17 protein-coding genes and 1 pseudogene are annotated in these 17,236 nt (G+C 44.9%); 9 read left to right on the forward strand and 9 right to left on the reverse strand.

Features of this window, described 5'->3' with window-relative positions; translation table 11 throughout:
- Window positions 1–55: 55 nt before the first annotated feature.
- The 4 genes from QT990_RS12815 to QT990_RS12830 all read left to right on the forward strand — a co-directional run bounded on the left by QT990_RS12815 (window position 56) and on the right by QT990_RS12830 (window position 2,605).
- A complete protein-coding gene (locus QT990_RS12815; protein ID WP_333290692.1) occupies window positions 56–1,006 on the forward strand; it encodes a transposase in 951 nt (316 codons plus the stop codon).
- Between the two features lie 23 nt (window positions 1,007–1,029).
- On the forward strand, window positions 1,030–1,278 hold the full coding sequence (locus QT990_RS12820) for a zinc ribbon domain-containing protein (RefSeq protein WP_333143582.1): 249 nt from the start codon (window positions 1,030–1,032) through the stop codon (window positions 1,276–1,278).
- Between the two features lie 813 nt (window positions 1,279–2,091).
- On the forward strand, window positions 2,092–2,346 hold the full coding sequence (locus QT990_RS12825; protein WP_333143583.1) for a type II toxin-antitoxin system prevent-host-death family antitoxin: 255 nt from the start codon (window positions 2,092–2,094) through the stop codon (window positions 2,344–2,346).
- Complete coding sequence (locus QT990_RS12830) at window positions 2,339–2,605, forward strand: Txe/YoeB family addiction module toxin (protein ID WP_333143584.1); 267 nt, start codon at window positions 2,339–2,341, stop codon at window positions 2,603–2,605. The genes QT990_RS12825 and QT990_RS12830 overlap by 8 nt, the downstream gene beginning before the upstream one ends.
- 280 nt (window positions 2,606–2,885) lie before the next feature.
- Here the strand turns inward: QT990_RS12830 and QT990_RS12835 are convergent, their stop codons facing one another.
- A complete protein-coding gene (locus tag QT990_RS12835; RefSeq protein WP_333143585.1) occupies window positions 2,886–3,101 on the reverse strand; it encodes a hypothetical protein in 216 nt (71 codons plus the stop codon).
- A 415-nt stretch (window positions 3,102–3,516) separates the two neighbouring features.
- Complete coding sequence (locus tag QT990_RS12840; RefSeq protein WP_333143586.1) at window positions 3,517–4,200, reverse strand: hypothetical protein; 684 nt, start codon at window positions 4,198–4,200, stop codon at window positions 3,517–3,519.
- Between the two features lie 648 nt (window positions 4,201–4,848).
- Here QT990_RS12840 and QT990_RS12845 point away from each other — a divergent pair.
- Entirely contained in the window at window positions 4,849–5,322 is a 474-nt protein-coding gene (locus QT990_RS12845; protein ID WP_333143587.1) for a Coq4 family protein, read from the forward strand.
- 29 nt (window positions 5,323–5,351) lie between these two features.
- Window positions 5,352–5,576: a helix-turn-helix transcriptional regulator gene (locus QT990_RS12850; RefSeq protein WP_333143588.1), complete on the forward strand. Its 225-nt coding sequence runs from the start codon at window positions 5,352–5,354 to the stop codon at window positions 5,574–5,576.
- Window positions 5,577–5,693: 117 nt separating this feature from the next.
- Here the strand turns inward: QT990_RS12850 and QT990_RS12855 are convergent, their stop codons facing one another.
- The 4 genes from QT990_RS12855 to QT990_RS12870 form a co-directional block, all read right to left on the reverse strand.
- The gene (locus QT990_RS12855) at window positions 5,694–6,590 is read right to left on the reverse strand and encodes an alpha/beta hydrolase (RefSeq protein ID WP_333143589.1); all 897 of its coding nucleotides are present in this window, start codon (window positions 6,588–6,590) and stop codon (window positions 5,694–5,696) included.
- Window positions 6,591–6,807: 217 nt separating this feature from the next.
- Window positions 6,808–8,295, reverse strand: a complete 1,488-nt coding sequence (gene dacB / locus QT990_RS12860; RefSeq protein WP_333411797.1) for a D-alanyl-D-alanine carboxypeptidase/D-alanyl-D-alanine endopeptidase — start codon at window positions 8,293–8,295, stop codon at window positions 6,808–6,810.
- Between the two features lie 132 nt (window positions 8,296–8,427).
- Window positions 8,428–10,635, reverse strand: coding sequence for a beta-propeller domain-containing protein (locus QT990_RS12865; protein WP_333143591.1), 2,208 nt, complete (start codon window positions 10,633–10,635; stop codon window positions 8,428–8,430).
- Entirely contained in the window at window positions 10,628–12,157 is a 1,530-nt protein-coding gene (locus tag QT990_RS12870) for an ATP-binding protein (protein WP_333143592.1), read from the reverse strand. The genes QT990_RS12865 and QT990_RS12870 overlap by 8 nt, the downstream gene beginning before the upstream one ends.
- Window positions 12,158–12,411: 254 nt before the next feature.
- Between QT990_RS12870 and QT990_RS12875 the strand changes: the two genes are divergently transcribed.
- Window positions 12,412–13,182 (forward strand): PD-(D/E)XK nuclease family protein, encoded by a 771-nt coding sequence (locus QT990_RS12875; protein ID WP_333143593.1) that lies wholly within the window; start codon window positions 12,412–12,414, stop codon window positions 13,180–13,182.
- A 360-nt stretch (window positions 13,183–13,542) separates the two neighbouring features.
- On the opposite strand, the gene QT990_RS12880 is transcribed toward QT990_RS12875, so the two are convergent.
- The 3 genes and pseudogenes from QT990_RS12880 to QT990_RS12890 all read right to left on the reverse strand — a co-directional run.
- On the reverse strand, window positions 13,543–13,869 hold the full coding sequence (locus tag QT990_RS12880) for a (2Fe-2S) ferredoxin domain-containing protein (RefSeq protein WP_333143594.1): 327 nt from the start codon (window positions 13,867–13,869) through the stop codon (window positions 13,543–13,545).
- Between the two features lie 78 nt (window positions 13,870–13,947).
- Window positions 13,948–14,262 (reverse strand): zinc ribbon domain-containing protein, encoded by a 315-nt coding sequence (locus tag QT990_RS12885; RefSeq protein ID WP_333143595.1) that lies wholly within the window; start codon window positions 14,260–14,262, stop codon window positions 13,948–13,950.
- Window positions 14,263–14,290: 28 nt separating this feature from the next.
- Window positions 14,291–15,187, reverse strand: a pseudogene (locus tag QT990_RS12890) (RNA-guided endonuclease InsQ/TnpB family protein); the annotation flags it as partial.
- A 371-nt stretch (window positions 15,188–15,558) separates the two neighbouring features.
- On the opposite strand from QT990_RS12890, the gene QT990_RS12895 reads away from it, so the two are divergent.
- Both QT990_RS12895 and nblB read left to right on the forward strand, forming a co-directional pair.
- Window positions 15,559–16,020 (forward strand): CBS domain-containing protein, encoded by a 462-nt coding sequence (locus tag QT990_RS12895; protein ID WP_333143596.1) that lies wholly within the window; start codon window positions 15,559–15,561, stop codon window positions 16,018–16,020.
- 121 nt (window positions 16,021–16,141) lie between these two features.
- Window positions 16,142–16,816 carry a phycobilisome degradation protein NblB gene (nblB, locus tag QT990_RS12900; RefSeq protein WP_333143597.1) on the forward strand — a complete coding sequence of 225 codons (675 nt, stop codon included), beginning with the start codon at window positions 16,142–16,144 and terminating at the stop codon, window positions 16,814–16,816.
- Window positions 16,817–17,236: the final 420 nt, after the last annotated feature.

A 17,236-nucleotide genomic window follows, 5' to 3' on the forward strand; every position in this document is an offset into this window, starting at 1 on the left:
GCGTGTTGCTAACGCGAACACAATTATGCTATCGTAATTTTCAAGGAGGGCAACCATGAGAACGGCTTACCAGTACAAATTACGTCCAACCAAACAACAGGTAGTTGAGCTAGACAGATGGCTGTCAATGCTGCGTTCGCAGTACAATTATCTGTTGGCTGACAGATTTACTTGGTACGAACAAAACCGTTCTGCTGTTAATGCTTGTCCTCTCGTTTGCTATCTACCTGAACTGCGGGACAATCCCGATTATTACTCGCAAAAGAAAACGTTACCTCAACTCAAGAAAACTCATCCTTGGTATAGCGAGATTTATTCGCAAGTCCTTCAAGATGTGGTTAAAAGAGTTAAGGTAACGTTTGACCGTTTTCTCAAAGGCGATATCAATGGAAAGCGTAGCGGTAAACCTCGTTTCAAGGGTCGCAATCGCTATCGTACTTTTACTTATCCGCAGGTAAAAGAGGAATGTTTGCAGGGCAACTTGATTAACTTACCGATGTTCGGCAAAGTTAAAGTCGTCTTGCATCGTCCTATCCCTGACGGGTATAAAATCAAAACCGCATCTGTGACTAAAAAAGCAGATGGCTATTACTTGACGCTCTCATTAGAAGATCAAACGGTTCCAGAGATCAAGCCGGACTTTAATCCTGATTCAATAACAGGTATTGATGTAGGACTGAAGGAATTCTTAACAACTTCTGATGGCGAAACAGTCGCGATTCCTCAATATTACCGCAAAGCTCAAAAACGTCTGCGAGTTGCTCAAAAACGAGTTTCACGACGCAATTCGTGCAGCAACCGGAGGAAGAAGGCAGTCAAGCAGTTAGGGAAGTGCCACAAAAAAGTAGCTGATAAGCGTAAAGATTTCCATTTCAAGACAGCGAATTGGCTGTTATCAAAATATGACGTAATCGCGCACGAGGATTTAAACGTCAAAGGTCTAGCTCGTACAAAATTAGCTAAATCTGTGTTGGACGCTGGGTGGTCAAGCAATAGTCGATTCTAACAAACAAAGCCGTAAATGCTGGTTTGCTAGCTATCCCAGTAAGCGCCTACAATACTTCACAAGATTGTTCTAATTGCGGTAAGAAAGTCCCGAAAAAGCTGCATATTCGTTGGCACGATTGCCCTCATTGTGGGTGCAGTCTCGACCGCGACCATAATGCAGCAATTGTGATTAAAAATAGAGCGGTGGGGCATTCCGTTCTTAAAGCCAAGAGCCTCCTAAGCGATAGCCGGATTGTCTTGGAAGCCCACACTATATCCGCTTCGGATTAGTGTGGGAGATGTCACTCCTCAATTATTACTCGTTTACTGGTTGTTTACTCGTCTTACTCGTTACTTTCACAAAGAACGAAAGTAACGCTCAACAGCGACAAGCGAGCCTCGAATTTAATTTTCGCTCGGCTTCGGCTCGCTTGTCGCTTAAATGGGTTAAGAAGCACAGCCCGTAAACCAGTAACACAGCCTGGAAGTAAAACCAGTAAATTATGCTTCGCCGCGATCGAATTTACTGGTTTACTCGTTTTACTCGTTACTTTCGTTCTTTGCGAAAGAAACGCTCCACAGCGACAAGCGAGCCTCGAATTTAATTTTCGCTCGGCTTCGGCTCGGACTCTAGGTATCGGTTCCCAGGCTCCAGCCATAGAACCAGTAAATTGACCGGACATGATATGAGATCCGGATTGCCAAATATATTGCGGATTGCTATACTTGTACAGTAAGTAGTACAAATGTCAAGTAGGTCAGGAACCTCAGCCTAAAGGCATGAGGCTTGAAGGAGAGATCTAACAAGCCGTTCTGACCAGCCAAGCGTCTTAATTGACTACGTTTTTTGAGTCACGATACCCTGGGATGCGTAGCTAGTCCCTTGCTCTATCGTTGAGAGTTAAACAGTTCTAAGGTCACGCTTTACAGTGCTTTGGGCCTAACAAGCTCACTAAACAAAGGCGCGTGCTAACTTTACTCCGAAAGGAGATTGAGGCAACCATACCTCACGCCTTGGGGCAACCATACCCCTCCACCCCGCTGCATCTTTTAACTCAATGTAAAGCCGTCCTAAAAGGACGGGGTTTCAAACCCCTCTTTCTGATGAATATTGTTTCTTTTAGCGAAGCGAGAAATAACCTCAAGGCTGTTTTAGACAGAGTAGTGGAAGATACGGACTATACCATCATCACGAGACGGGATGCGGAGGATGCCGTGGTGATGTCGCTAGAGTTCTTTAATAGTTTGCTGGAAACAGTTCATTTACTCAAATCTCCCGCCAATGCTGCCCATTTGGAGCGTTCTATCGCTCAGTTTAAGCAGGGGAAAGTGGTGGAGCGACATTTGTTGGATGACTAGAAAGGTAGCATGGACGGATGAGGCTTGGGGCGATTATTTATATTGGCAAGGGCAAGACAAGAAAACGTTAAAACGAATTAACAAGCTAATTGAGGCAACAATCCGATTGCCGTTTGAGGGGATGGGAAAGCCAGAACCACTGAGGGAGAATCTGGCTGGTTTTTGGTCGAGGCGAATTGATGATACGAATCGATTAGTTTATGCTGTGGATGACGAGTATCTAACGATTATCTCTTGTCGATACCACTATTCTGATTGACATCCTCCTTGGCAGGCTGTAGCTATGGTGCGACGTTTTTGTTTAACAGGAAAGTCGGCGATTCTTTGAGCACTTTAATTTTAATTTAATGACGAGAGCGAGTTTCTATTTAACGGGCGAGCGTAACTTTTGTCACCCTATGTAAGTTTTGCAGGATAAACAGGGATGAGATGGTACTCCTTTGCATGGCAATTGTTATGCAGCGATGGATTGTTTAGTAGTGAAGCCCCAAAATAACGCGGACTTCTTTTGGATTTCCTAGCTTCAATAACTCTTCAATCTACCACTCTACGCAACCCACATAATCTCGATAAGTGTCCACCCGTGAAACCTCAGTTGTATTGTCTTTTTTATACTTATAAACAGGTTCATTGTTTAGCAAATCCTGTGAAAAAAAACCTGAATTATGAAACGGATAAGCATATCGACGGTCTACATAACCCGTGCATGGTAAAAACATTCCCTCCCCATCATATTCAATAACTTCCCGAACCATAATACCAATTTAATGTGAACTTGCACATATCTCGATCCCCCTAAATCCCCCTGGTTGTTGGGGAGTAGGGGTTGACTTTGAGAAGAATCTTGTCCCCCCCTTAGTAGGGGCGGTGCGACCCCTACTCCCCGTGCCCGCCCTCTTGGCTAGGGGGGATCGGATTCTATGCAACCTCATAAAAAATTGGTATAAACCAAGTAAAGTGATGCTCTATCCCAACAGAATTGTTTTCAAAATACTCCTTGTAAACTGGATTCATGTCTTTTGGTAAGCCGCGTGGCTCTGACAGCGGAACAGGGAGCATCTCATATTTGTAAAAATACTTCTTCTGGCTCCTTCCTTCTGCCTATTGCCTCAAAACTCCAATTTCTAGCGGAGGGCTGCTTTCATTGAGATGCTCCCTATTTACTAACACTTATTCAGGCATAGAAACTGGCTGAACGTATTGAGAATTAGCGCGCACATAACAGCCTTGTCTTGTCAGCAACCAGGGTTGACCGTTCGCCATCGTAATCGCATTGGCTCCCCTGAGTTCAGCAGCAACTGTATCTTTATCCGCGCGGTAAACTTGTTGAATTGCTCCGTTTGCGGTCTTGCGGCAGTTGAGTTGTCCATCTCGCGAGGTGACTCGCCAAGCAGGCCAAGTTACAAAACCATTTGTTGGACTCGACCAAGTATTAGCATTGCTAGAAGTATAGTCGCCACTTGCATTAGGACGCGGTAAAGCTTCGACTAAATTTACTTTGAATGTCTGGCCAATAGAAGGACAATTTTCTCCTGCTTTCACCTTCCAAGTAACTTCGGCTCCCAATTGGCTGCTTCTTCCCACTTGACGCCTGACAATGGCAATATCTCCAGAACAAACAATTTTTCTGCCAGGGCCTGTCGCACTGTCTTTGAAAGTCCCATTGTAATAGTAAGAGCCTGCTGCTCCTTCGGAACGGGTAATTTGAATATTGCCAAAAAATTCCCGATTGCCTACTTTGGTTAAGTAAAAACCGCTGCGATTGTTTCCTTTTTCTGACAAGTTTAAAGTAGTTTTACCGTTAGGATTAACATAAGTGGTAGCGCTAGCAGCAGCGCACCAAATCAATGACACAACTCCTGTGGATAACAAAAGGGAAAGTTTTTTCACAGCAACACCTTGTATGAATCTCTACTTTATTTGTAGCTGTTGGTGGAAATACTTGACCAGTCGCTCAAATGAGTGACACTCATTTGAGCGACATTCTAACGACATACGGGCAACCCCCCATGATTGCCACGACAAATTCGGCAACCACGGGGGATTGGCACTACTGCGTAATTCCGAAAAATCAACTCTGCATAACTTCACCTTACTTCAGCTCCCTTCAACTCTCTTCACTTGTATGCACCTGCATCACGAGGCCTGCAAGCTTCAACTTCTGACTCATTGCAGGTTCCAATAATTAGCAGCAGAATAAATTTATATACGTAAGTAAGGGAGTTCCAGTCACCGCTAAATACTGTGGATTTTACGGGTACTTCCCGGTGGGTCAAGTTGCGATTACAAACACTAGGGCGATTTTTACAGGTAGCTGATTTCAAATCTAAGAATGCTTGTAAAGAAATGTAAAAGCTCCTGAAACCCCATTGCTGTGACAGAAAGTACGATTTTTAAGCTGAGTCGGTAAAAAAAGTCGTCTTGATTCAGCGCAAAAATGAACTTGACAAACACAAATTAATTTGCTCGAAACTTAAATCATTGTTGAAGGGAGAATAAATTATGGCTGACGGTCAATTAGGAGTTATATTAAAAATGGCTCAAACAATTAATCCTCAAATTGAGAGCGATCGACATTTTGATATAGACTTGGAGAAATTGCGCCAACTGCCAGCAGGAACATTAGGGTGTGAAGTGGCGCGATTTCTAGACGAACAAGGCTTTGAGCCGATCGCATCGGGAGACTGGATTCAGCGAAACCACGACGTTTGGCACGTTCTGACTGGTCTTTCGGCTTCAACAGAAGATGAATTTATACTTCAAGCGTTTACTCGCGCTCAAGTATTTCGTCCTTCTTGTGCGATTTTAGTGTTAGTTGGACTGCTCAGCGGCAAATGCGAGATCGGACAAATTATCAAAGGCTTAAAACACGGAAAATTAGCCACTCGGTTAATTAATTGGGACGTTGCATCTGATTGGGAAACTCCTTTATCTGAAGTTCGAGAGAAACTCGGAATTCTACCCTTAATTGATTAGATTTTAACTCGTTACCTCATTGCAAAAGTATGCAAAGCACAAGTTACAAACCGGAAATTAGCCTGAGCCCACGGGAAAGAGCGATCGCGCAATTAATAGCCCAAGGCCTGCCAAACAAATGTATTGCCAAAAATTTAAATATCAGTCACTGGACGGTTGCTACTTACGTGAGGCGGATTTTTATCAAACTCGGTGTTTGTTCCAGAACTGCGATGATTGCACTGCTGCTCCAAGAAAATTTGCTCTGGGACTAATAAATAAGTAGGGTGCGTCAGATATTAAGAACGGGCAAGATGCCCGTTCCACAAGAACATTGAATTTTTGTGGAACGGGCATCTTGCCCGTTCTTATGTGCAAGCGTTAATTTTTTTCTATGCCAAAGCCACAGAACGAGAAGAATTTCTCAGAAAACTCAGCAATTCTCGATTCACCGTTTGCGGCGCTTCCTGCTGAATCCAGTGACCACAGTGAGGAACTAATTTCAACTTAAACGGAGCCGTAATTAATCTGTCTAAACCTTCTACAAGTTTGTGGCTCAAAAACGCATCTTCTTCTCCCCAAAGCACCAAAGTAGGCACTGTCACAGGTTCTAATTTCTGCCCCAAATTCCAAAGCCTCTGCGGATGAAACATCTGCCGGTAATAATTGATAGCGGCGGCTAATACTCCCGGCTTTTCTAAAGCAGTCTGATAAATCTTAGTTTCCTCAGCGCTAAAAGATCCTTTGCGAACAGCTTGTCCTTGGAACACATTGTGAACAAAATCTTTCAAGTTTTGCCGGATCAACCATTCCGGAATGCCGGGAACCTGAAACGCCAAAACGTACCAACTGCGGCGGATTTGATCTAGATTGCTCGCCATTTCCTGCACGAATCGCTGCGGGTGCGGAGCGTTTAAAATTGCCAAGCGGTTGAGTTGTTCGGGGAATTTTTGAGCTAAGTGCCACGCAATCGCCCCTCCCCAATCATGACCTACAACGTGAGCTTTTGTATAACCGAGGCTCGCAATCAAACCGCGAATATCCGCGCTCAGCGTATCTAAATCATAGCCGCTTTCCGGCTTGTCGGAATCGTTGTAGCCCCGCAAATCCGGCACTACCACCTTGAAATGACGCGCTAAAGCAGGGATTTGATGACGCCAAGAGTACCAAAACTCTGGAAACCCATGCAGGAGGAGAACGAGCTCGCCTTCTCCTTGAGAAACGCAGTGCAGGCGGATGTTGTTGGTTTCGACAAAGATGTGTTGCTGTTCGGAATCTAAAGAATTCATAGTTGGAAAGTTAGACTTATTTTCGGGAAGTACAGAACCCGCCGACTGGTAGCAGGCTAAAACGGCCCAATGCTGTTAAATTTTCTACTTCTATTGTAGCTGCTTTTCGAGTCCCGCCGCTGCAATCTAATTAAACTTAAAACTTGTAGGGTTTTGGGGTGTCCTGTGTTTTAGGTGTAACTACTGAGTTCAAGTTTATCACCTTAAATGTATTGTTTTAACAGCGGCGCAGGCGATTCAATAATAGCACAATTTCGTCCGTTGCCGATCGCATTTTTGCAGCCGATAGGTCAGATTGATTGACGATAATGCTAAACACCAGCGGCTCGTAATTCGGAACTTCGATATATCCCGACAGCGCCGAAACTCCGCTCAAAGTTCCTGTTTTTGCTTGCAAATTTACGCGGTTTGGTGTAACATTAAAGCGATTTTTCAAAGTGCCGCTCTCGCCAGCGATCGGCAGTGACTGGCGGTAAATAGATGCAGCAGGTGAATTGGCCATAAATCTCAAAGTTTCCACTAAGGCTTCTGGAGTAATTAAATTGTGGCGAGACAAGCCGGAACCGTCGGCTAATCTGTAGCTGTTTGGATTTACTCCTAATTGAGTTAAAACTGTTTTTAACTCTTTCAAACCCATTTCACCTGTATCCTCTTGTGGCACAGGCATCTTGCCTGTGAGTGTTTGTGGCACAGGCATCTTGTCTGTCACTTTTCCCAGCAATCTCAATAAAACTTCTGCATAAAGATTGTTGCTTTCGCGATTAGTTTCTCTCACCAATTCCGCCAGCGGCGGCGATTCAACAGTCGCTAATTCTTGATTTAAATTGCGAGAAGCCGATGCAACTAAAGCCTGTTTAACAGGAATTCCCTCAGCAGCCAGAACTTGTTGAAAATACTGCAAAAAATTATTAGCGGGGTTGACAACTGCGACATAAGCTGATTCCGGTTCCGCACCAACTTTCAACTGTCCGCCCACTCGAATTATAGGTCGATCGAACTCCCGGCCAACTTCAATAAACTCAGATTCGTTTTGAGCGACGGTAACAGTATTGTTCTGAAGTTGCCACTGATTTGCCAGCTTTGGTTCGGCAAAAGTAACTTTCAGAGGTTGCCCGATCGCCTGTGGGGACAAAAGAAGGTCGATCGCGTTTTGATTGAAAATTAAACTGTTAATCGGTGCTCCGTAGCCAGCTTGCGCGTCTTCCCATTCCCAATTCGGATTGACTGCACTGCCTTGAAAATAGCTGTCATCCCCAATCAACTGGTTAACTTGACTGATTCCCCGCTGCTTCAACTGCTGCGCCAAGGATTTTAACTGAGCTTCTGCAATGCTCGGATCTCCCCTGCCGGCAACGTACAAACTGCCATTTTCGCCGCTGTAAACCGATGTCTTAATCCGAAAGTCTGCACCGAGTTTCTGTAAAGCAGCGGCTGTGGTTAGCAGCTTGGCATTTGATGCTGGAATAAAATATTTGGTGGCGTCGCGACTGTAGAGAGTAGTAGAAGAAGATAGAGGTTGAATCAAAATGCCCCAGCGCGATCGGCTAAATTCGGGACGGTTGGCGATCGCATCTACTTGCGCTCCCAATTCCCCAAGACAAATATCCCCAGCAACCGCCGACGTTTGAGCCGCAACCGCCGACGGACGCCCCAGAATTAGGACGAACAAACTAACCGCAATTCCTTGGATTTTCAAGTCGTACATATATGCCCAACTCTGGTTGAATAACCTATTTATGATCTGATAATTGGTAGTGTGTGATTGTTAATTGGCCAGATAAAGAACCACAGCTAAGCTGCTACGCAGCTAAGAAGGAGCGCATCGGGGTTGACTGCATTACATCCCCTCCAAACGTAGGAAATGCACTCGGCCTGATGAGTCACCCGCGACAATCGTCACCCCATCCGATGCAGCCGCACAGGCAAGTAACTCATCCTCGCTACTGAAACTAGCAATCACTCTGCCACTCTGCAAATCCCAGACCCTCAGAGAGTGATCCTCTGAAGCTGAAACTGCTAGTTGTCCTTTGGGTATGATAGCAACTGCCCATACCTTGTCAGTATGCCCGATGAGGGTACGAAGTTCTTTTCCTGTTTGTAAATCCCACATTTTGAGGGTTTTATCCCTTGAAGCTGAAATAGCCTGTTGCCCATCTAGGGTGATGGCAACTGCCTCTACATAGCTGGTATGCCCTATAAGAGTATGTAGTTCTTTTCCTGTCTGTAAGTCCCAGATTTTGAGAGTGTTATCTGATGAAGCTGAAACTACTCGTTGTCCATCAGGAGTAATGGCTACTGCATTTACCATATAAGTATGCCCGATCAGGGTACGCAGTTGTTCTCCACTATGTAAATCCCAAAGTTTGACAGTGAAATCCCCTGAAGCAGAAACAGCTTTTTGCCCATCGGGAGTGATAGCAACTGATCCTACATAGCTGGTATGCCCGACGAGGGTAAGCACTTCAGTTCCTGTTTTTAAATCCCAAATTTGGAGGCTTTTATCCCACAAAGCTAAAATTGCTTTTTGACCATCAGGGGTAATAGCAACTGCCTGCACTTTGTCATTATGCTCAGTTAAGGTACGCACTTCAGTTCTATTGTGCAGGTTCCATATCTTAAGGGTTTTATCCCAGGAAGCGGAAACAGCCTGTTGCCCATCTGGAGTAATAGCGACCGTCCATACCAAATCGGTATGCCCCATGAGATTACGCTCTCTAACACTTCTATGCAAATCCCAAACTTTGATGGTCTTATTGTTTGAAACTGAAACAACTTGTTGCCCATCTGAGGTAATAGCAACAGCCTGTACCGGGTAGGTATGACCTATAAGGGTACGCAGTTGTTCTCCGGTCTGTAAATTCCAGACTTTGAGGGTGTTATCGTTTAAAGCACCAACTACCAGTTTTCCATTGGGGGTAATAGCAACCGAATTAATTGAAGCTGTATCCTCGTTGATAGTAAGCACTTCAGTTCCACTTTCTACATCCCAAACTTTGATGCTATCGCAGGAAGTGGATACAATCTGTTGCCCATCAGGAGTAATAGCAACTCCCACTATTGAGTTAGTATTCCAGTTAAAGGTACGTACTTCGCGTCCAGTGTGCAAATCCCAGACCTTGAGAGTTTTATCCCAGGAAGCAGAAACAGCCTGTAGCCCATTCGGTGTGATAGCTATGGCTTCAACAAAAAAGGTATGCCCATTCAGGGTGCTTTCTTCAGTTCCCTTCTCCAAATTCCAGACTTTAACTGTGAAATCCCCTGAAGCAGAAACAGCTTGTTTTCCATTGGCAGTGATGGCGACTGCCTCTACGAAGTTAGTATGCCCAGTGAGAGTACGTAGTTCTTCCCCACTTTGCAAATCCCAAACTCTTAGGGTGTTATCAAATGAAGCGGAAACAGCTTGTTTTCCATCGGGAGTGATAGCGACTGACCGTACTAAGCTGGTATGCCCGGTGAGAGTACGTAGTTCTTCCCCACTTTGCAAATCCCAAACTTTTAGGGTGTTATCAGATGAAGCGCAGACTACCTGATGTCCATTGGGCGTAATGGCAATTGCATCTACATCCCCGGTATGCCCAATCAGGGTACGCAGTAATGCTCCATTAGGTGGTGTTAAGTTAGATGTCAGTGGATGCAACCAGGGAGCTGCTTTACACTGCTTGGCCTGTTCCAGAAGTCCCTTAATCTCTGGCTCCTCAAAAGCCATCAAACGCCCTAACAATTGTCCTGCTAGTTGCATTTTATCCTGATCCAAAACGTGCGCGGATAACCGCAATGCGCCTTGAATCAATCTCAAATTGTTACCCTCACTCTTAACCCACTCTCCAGCATTTAAGATATCGGGAGTGAAAGCCAAGTCATAATCCTCAATCAGTGGTTGTGGCCCTAATTCAGAAATCTTAGCTTCAATGAAATCAAAATCTGTTAGGAGGATGTACAGCCGATCTACTTGTACAGCGTCTGCCAGGAGCTTTGGTAGAGCCTTCAATTTATAAACCCGGCTACCTTGCGGTAGTTGCTTTAAGCGTTCTGCTAACTTACCCATCGCCGTACAACTCCTGCCAGTTACTATCTGCCATCAGAGTTTTTATGTTCTCAATTGTTATCCCTGCTGCCTTTACATCCTCGCGGTTTTCAATAAACCGACGGTAACTATGGTGATAAAACCTGTAAAAGGTTTGTCCGTACATGATTGGGCTGTGTAAAAACTGTTTCCATCCCTTAAGTACGTATTGCACGTTAAATTCGGCCTCTTGTTCTCCCGTATATTTGATGATTTGAACAATGTCTTTATCTGGGATAAGCTCGGAAGTTTCTGATAGGATGTAAACAATTCTGAACTTGGCGATCGGTGGCGGGTCGGTGGTCATGCCCATGAGTCGCCAATGATCTTTGTAATAATTTTCTAGACCTTGGGGTAAGCTTTCAATGCTTCCATCTTGGTAAATCCCATCCTCAATTTCTACTAGCACGCAGCGCAGATACATAAAGTTGTTTTCGCTCTTGTCGGCTAGTTGGGTAATGAAATCTTCGACTGTCAAGCTGTTAGCCTGAATCCACTGGCGCAGTCGCTCATGCTCATTAACGTGCTGCCGAATATAGGTCTGGACATCTTGTAAGCTACGGTCAGCGTATTCCTTTGCCATCAGGTCAAACAGGTACTTCGGCGTATCCACCACAAAGAGAATATCGACCCCCCGCCGCCGTGAAATCACGAAGTAAACATTCTTGGGCAAGTAGCGGGGCAGGTATAGGATGTTGGCACTTTTGTCCTGGCTCTCCAAGTCAACCTCATCCAGCGCATCGACAACAATTACCAGTCGTTCTCCCGGCTTGAGTTGTTCGCTGACTTCAGACAGTAATTTTTCCAAGAAAGCCTTGTTTTGATTGGCATCTGGCGGCAACTCCGAGTAGGGCAAGCGGTATTTGGCGATCAGTTGCGTGCAAACACTCTCTAGGAATTGGCTAGTGCAATTGATTCTTCCCAGGCGATCGTTGAAATGGGCTACGCATTCATGTCGTCGGACGTACTCGGCGAGTATTGTACTTTTACCCAAGCCGGGGTCGCCTTCGATGGTGAAATAACCGTTGGGCTTGTTGCTCAGGAAATCCTCAATCTTATCGAAAACGTATTTACGACCTACGAAACCTTCTGTCTTAATGTCAATCAGTGATCGAAACTGTCTGCGCCAGTCGTCCATTTCTGCCGCGATAAGAGCGGTTGTACCAACGCTTGAATCATTAGACCTTTGTTTTTGAAGCCACTCAGGAAACTGTTTTTCCCACAACCACTTGAATGCTTGCTCCCAAGGGCTTTCACCTTTGCGGGGCTGACCTCGACCAGTTGGTTTTACAATAGGACAGCCATTTATAGACAGCACATCGCATACAGCAGTCAAGTGATCTTGGAAAGTCTGTTCCTGATTGACAATCTCCTCGTTTTTCCACAGATATTCTGCAAGTGCCTTACGCTTCTTATTCGCATTGTTCTGATCAAAACGACTTAAGAAAACATCTCGCTGCTTCCCAAAAAAACCGTAGTGGTTAGCCAGTTTATCTAGAAACATAAGCTTTAATTGTTGTGAGTCATCCTGGGAGTCCATATCACACCCGCAATAGGGAGATTATATTAAGTTATTGCCAGTCATCTTAGCATAGCAATTCATTCTTCTAATTTCGACGTAAATTCGGTTTTGACCAAAAACTCTATTAAATTCTATTTCTTCTCTATTTTAAACTTATTTAATTGACAGGTTTTCTTGATTAATCTAGATTCAGCAGTCAATCATCTACCAAAAAAGTAGATTTCACATAAAAAAATATGAACATACAACTTTCCCTTTTTCCCGAAGAATCAGGACAAGCTTTCTCAATTTCTTCCAATCAAAAACCTAAGACGACTCGCAAATCAACATCTACCAAACTCCCCAAGGAAACCAGAACGACTCAACCCGCTGCTAAAAAACGTTCAAAACCCTATATCTGGGTGACTTGGCTTTCTGGCTTAATGGCTCAAGAAAAGCAGTGCCAGTTCACAGCATGGTCGTTGGCTAACTACCAGTTCCCCAAACTACCCAGTGATTTTGACTCCTCTGCCCATGACAAGATGGTAATCCAACAGAAAATGCAACATCAAGCCCAAGGGTCTGCTGTCTATGTTGAGGATGACAATTCCTTCACAATTAACGGCAAGACTTGCGACATCGGTGGCAAGCCGGACATTGTAGTGAATGATTTTGGTCAGATCATCATAGAAGATTGTAAATCCGGCAAGCAGAAAATTGCACACAAGTATCAAGTGCTGATTTATATGCTGCTGTTTCCTCTCTCGCCAAAAGGCAAACTTCTCTGCCAAGGTCAGACTCCTGCGGGGCGGCTCGTGTATCCCGATGAAATAGTAGAAATTCCTCCATTAGATGTTGACACTAAATTCAAGGATTTCTTCCTCCAAACTGTTGCCATAATTAGTGGATCAACTCCTCCACCTCAAGCGCCGAGTCACTGGGAATGTCGCTATTGCAACGTTCCAGCAGCCTATTGTCCAGCACGAATTGAGCTAGATGCGAATAAAGGCAAACACGACCTCTTTTAAGGCGTAGATAGTTGCGACCCTCTCTCTGCCTGACAGTCAGAGGGTTTTTACCTCAGAGTAGCGGTCAAAAAGTATGTTCACACCTCCGTTAAGTGAAAGAATAGAACAGTCCCAGGCAGTCTTCGACTTAAGTGGACACCAATGATGTCAAGTCGTGTCTCTCAAGATATCGCGTGCTATGTGTAGCAACAAATTGCATAAGTTGTAGAAGTTACTGTCATTCTAACCTAATTAGCTGGAGCCAAATTTTCTCTGATTCACTTTGTCGGGTTTAGCTGCCTAGCAGCTTATTACCAGAATAATTTGGAGGGGTACAGAATTTGGATTTGGTATTAAAATTTCTCCCGAATCAAGTCAATATTAATAATAATAACGCGCATGAATTCTCGGATTGAACAGCGCCTCTACAGGTTTTCCCCCTTTGAGGTGCTCTTCCACAATCAACGGTACATCACTCGGTTTAACTCGACAATACCAAATTTCGTCTGGGGTAACTCGCACAGTCGGGCCAGTGGTGCACTGTCCCTGACAACTACAGGCCTCCACTTTCACCCCTGCAACTTGTTGAGCTTCAAAAGCAGCTAGCACTGCTGCTGAACCATTTTTCAGGCAAGATTGATACTGGCAAACCAATACACAGCGCGCTTCTGGTTGGGAGTCTGGTTCTGTGGCTGGAGATTCTGGCATTGGTAAGGATTTATCCGCTCTTTAATATATCTTAACAATCTTTTGACATCCTCACCGGCCTGAAGGCGCGGTGATTCCCTACCAGTCGAACAGAGTTAACTGTTCGTACTTTAGACGGGTTGACAGTTCATCGGGAACTGCCTCAATTGAGGTCTTACACTCCCTCCCTGCCCATTTTGAGTCGTGGATATGCCCTACCCCGACTTGTTCTATATTTTTTGAGGCGTTGTCGTCTCTGTCGTGAAGAGTGCCGCAATTCATACAGACAATTTCTCTCACCGAAAGGTCTAACTTGCCCCAGCGGTAACCACAATCCGAACAAACTTGGCTGGTTGGTTCCCATCTGCTGATGACAACTTGCCTCACGTCCAACTTTCTCCGACTTAGACTCACACATTGTTCTGAATTCCCGCCATCCAGCGGAGCTGATTGCTCTGGATAATTTGCGGTTCTTCAGGAGTCCGGAGACGTTTAAATCTTCTAGGGCGATAACTTGGTTCTCGTTTATCACCTTAGTCGATAGTTTATGCAGAAAGTCCTTGCGGATATCTCGCAGTTTTGCTTTGAGTTTCGCCACCTTCAATCGCATCCGTTCACGCCGCTTTGATGTTTTAGAGCGTCGTGATAACTTGCGTTGAGAGCGTCGAATTTTACGGTCTAACTTTGAGTAGCTGGGGCTTGCCACTCGCTCTCCCGTGCTGAGCGCCGCAAAAATTTTTATGCCCAAATCAATACCCACTGCTGGGTTAGAAGCTAGCTTGGTTTCGGGCTGCACCTCAACAACAAAACTAAGGAAGTAGCGCCCTGCGGTGTCTTTAATAACGGTGACTGAACTTGGTTCAGACGGCAGAGGTCGCGACCATTTAGTCTTAATACACCCAATTTTGGCTAAGAAAACCTTGGCAGCTTTGATGCTAAATCCCCCTTTTCGGAAACGGGCTGACTGTCTGTTTGTCCGCTGCTTAAATTTAGGGGGATTAACCTTTTTGCCTTTTCTTTTTCCCTTAATAGATGCGAAAAAGTTGTTCCAAGCTACACCTAAATCAGCAATAGATTGCTGTAATGGGATATTAGAAACCTCGCTCAACCACTCACGCTCTTGGGTCTTTTTGGCTTGAGTAATGCATATTTTTTGCAAATCTCCATTGCTAGGTAGTTTCTCCGATTTCTTACACAGTGCCAGAGCGTCGTTCCATACGACTCTCACACAACCAAAGAGCCTTGCCAGGTCTTTGCGTTGTTGCTCGGATGGATAAATTCGGTACTGGTAGCGTGATTTCATGCTAGTATTGTACACCATATATCCGTACAAACTCATGAAAAAACGATTAGATTTTAGGCTCGAAGACTTTGAATTAGAGATACTTGAAAAATATTGTGTGGCGGTTGGCAGAACTAAGTCTGATGTTCTTAGAGAGTTAATTAGGAATTTGAAAACCAAGAAAAAGCCGTCCTAGAAGGACGGGGCTTGAATCCCATTAATTTTGGTCAGACCCATCGCTCGCCGGAGTCCGGCAAAGGGCAGAATTTTATAGTGCGATCGAAAAAAACAGCAAAATTCTGGCATTCAAGCTTTTTCCTTCCTTCTACTTTCTAACGAATCCCTTCAGCAGAGCTGCCTTTCTTCAGTCTGTGCCGCCCTTTCCCTATATGATCGATTTAGAGCAACAACTCAATCAACCCCTAATCATGCCAAAAACAGTAGCCGATGTAATGAGCCGCGAGCCGATTTTGGCGCGACCCGAAATGCCCTTGAACGAAGCGATTAAAATTTTAGCCGAACGACGCATTAGCGGTCTTCCCGTCGTAGATGAGAATGACTTGTTGGTAGGAGTCATCTCCGAAACCGACTTGATGTGGCGGGAAACCGGCGTAACTCCCCCCGCTTACATAATGGTGCTCGACAGCGTAATTTATTTGGAAAATCCCTCTCGTTACGAGCGAGAACTCCACAAGGCTTTAGGACAAACAGTAGGAGAAGCCATGAGTACAGAGCCAGTTACCATCGGGCCCGACAAATCTGTCCAAGAAGCTGCCAAACTGATGCACGATCGCAGTATCCACCGATTGCCGGTGGTCGATTCGGCTGGCAAAGTAATCGGCATCCTCACTAGGGGAGATATTATTCGCTCGATGGCTGCCGAATCTTAAATTAACTGTTGCAGTTCCAGGAGTGTATCAGAAAATGAGTCGATCACTCCTTAAATCTCGCTTGCTTTTGGCAATTACCAATTACCAAATCTAAAATCTAAAATCTAAAATCTAAAATCCGATGAGCATTACCCCTGAGTCTGTCGAACAATTGCTGAATTCCGAGGATTTTGGCGAAAGACTGCGAGCAGTCAACCAACTGCGGCAACTAGAACCCGCGATCGCCTATAAACTGATTCAAATTGCGATCGGCGACAAAAACGTCCGGGTTCGCTACGCAGCAGTCAGCCAATTATCAACCCTCGGTACGCAGAATCTGCCGAACGCTTTAGAGGTACTGCGAAACAGCCTGAACAACGACCCCGAACCCGACGTGCAAGCAGCAGCAGCCGATGCTTTGGGCGCATTGAAATTAACCGATGCTTTAGAAGATTTGCAGCAAGTTTATAGCAGTACCTCTGAATGGCTGGTGCAACTAAGCATCGTCGCGGCTTTGGGAGAAATGGGAGATCCCAAAGCCTTTCCGATGTTAGAAAATGCCCTGACTTCTGAAAACGAATTGATCCAAACCATTGCCATTAGTGCATTAGGTGAATTGGGAGATAAACGGGCGCTGCCGCTGCTGCTTCCCTACGCTTCCAATGCAGATTGGCAGATCCGTTACAGAGTCGCCCAAGCTTTGGGGCGGTTGGGCGGTGCAGAAGCACAGACAGCTTTGGAAATTCTCGCCAAAGATGAGGTTGATCAAGTTGCTCAGGAGGCTAAAGTCGGACAAGAAAATAGTTTGAAATCTTGAGATTGCTTTTGCGATCCGGAACAACCCTGCGCGGTTGTGAATTGTGAATTAATTTAGAATTTTTTGTGAGGATTCTACTAAAAACTTAGTTTGCGATCGCACACATAATTCAGAAACCCGGTTTCTTCCTATATTTGTCGTTCCTCTCTGCAAAAATCGTAGAAACCGGGTTTCTAGCCAGCCAGCCAGCGGGCTGGGTGCGCCGCGTAAACCATACTAATCAGGAAAAATCTAAAATCTAAAATCTAAAATCTAAAATTGTATTGATGCCACAGGCGATCGCAAATTCTTGTGAAACTCTCCTTCAAATCGAGCGTACTCTTCCCTTTTCCAATCAGAGCCAGCCTCTTGACATCCCCACTTTGAGAACAGCTATAATCAAAATAAATACAGCAGCGGCAGGGATTAACACAATTATTC

It is taken from the genome of Microcoleus sp. T3_B1, assembly GCF_036700445.1.
Classification (GTDB): Bacteria; Cyanobacteriota; Cyanobacteriia; order Cyanobacteriales; family Microcoleaceae; genus Microcoleus.

What these genes read in the sequence shown, in the direction of transcription:
- nblB (WP_333143597.1), top strand. Translation starts at nt 16,142, where the DNA reads ATGAGCATTACCCCTGAGTCTGTCGAACAATTGCTGAATTCCGAGGAT.
- QT990_RS12815 (WP_333290692.1), top strand. Translation starts at nt 56, where the DNA reads ATGAGAACGGCTTACCAGTACAAATTACGTCCAACCAAACAACAGGTA.
- QT990_RS12875 (WP_333143593.1), top strand. Translation starts at nt 12,412, where the DNA reads ATGAACATACAACTTTCCCTTTTTCCCGAAGAATCAGGACAAGCTTTC.
- QT990_RS12835 (WP_333143585.1), bottom strand. Translation starts at nt 3,101, where the DNA reads ATGGTTCGGGAAGTTATTGAATATGATGGGGAGGGAATGTTTTTACCA.
- QT990_RS12855 (WP_333143589.1), bottom strand. Translation starts at nt 6,590, where the DNA reads ATGAATTCTTTAGATTCCGAACAGCAACACATCTTTGTCGAAACCAAC.
- QT990_RS12830 (WP_333143584.1), top strand. Translation starts at nt 2,339, where the DNA reads ATGACTAGAAAGGTAGCATGGACGGATGAGGCTTGGGGCGATTATTTA.
- QT990_RS12895 (WP_333143596.1), top strand. Translation starts at nt 15,559, where the DNA reads ATGCCAAAAACAGTAGCCGATGTAATGAGCCGCGAGCCGATTTTGGCG.
- QT990_RS12865 (WP_333143591.1), bottom strand. Translation starts at nt 10,635, where the DNA reads ATGGGTAAGTTAGCAGAACGCTTAAAGCAACTACCGCAAGGTAGCCGG.
- QT990_RS12870 (WP_333143592.1), bottom strand. Translation starts at nt 12,157, where the DNA reads ATGTTTCTAGATAAACTGGCTAACCACTACGGTTTTTTTGGGAAGCAG.
- QT990_RS12825 (WP_333143583.1), top strand. Translation starts at nt 2,092, where the DNA reads ATGAATATTGTTTCTTTTAGCGAAGCGAGAAATAACCTCAAGGCTGTT.
- QT990_RS12850 (WP_333143588.1), top strand. Translation starts at nt 5,352, where the DNA reads ATGCAAAGCACAAGTTACAAACCGGAAATTAGCCTGAGCCCACGGGAA.
- dacB (WP_333411797.1), bottom strand. Translation starts at nt 8,295, where the DNA reads ATGTACGACTTGAAAATCCAAGGAATTGCGGTTAGTTTGTTCGTCCTA.
- QT990_RS12845 (WP_333143587.1), top strand. Translation starts at nt 4,849, where the DNA reads ATGGCTGACGGTCAATTAGGAGTTATATTAAAAATGGCTCAAACAATT.
- QT990_RS12880 (WP_333143594.1), bottom strand. Translation starts at nt 13,869, where the DNA reads ATGCCAGAATCTCCAGCCACAGAACCAGACTCCCAACCAGAAGCGCGC.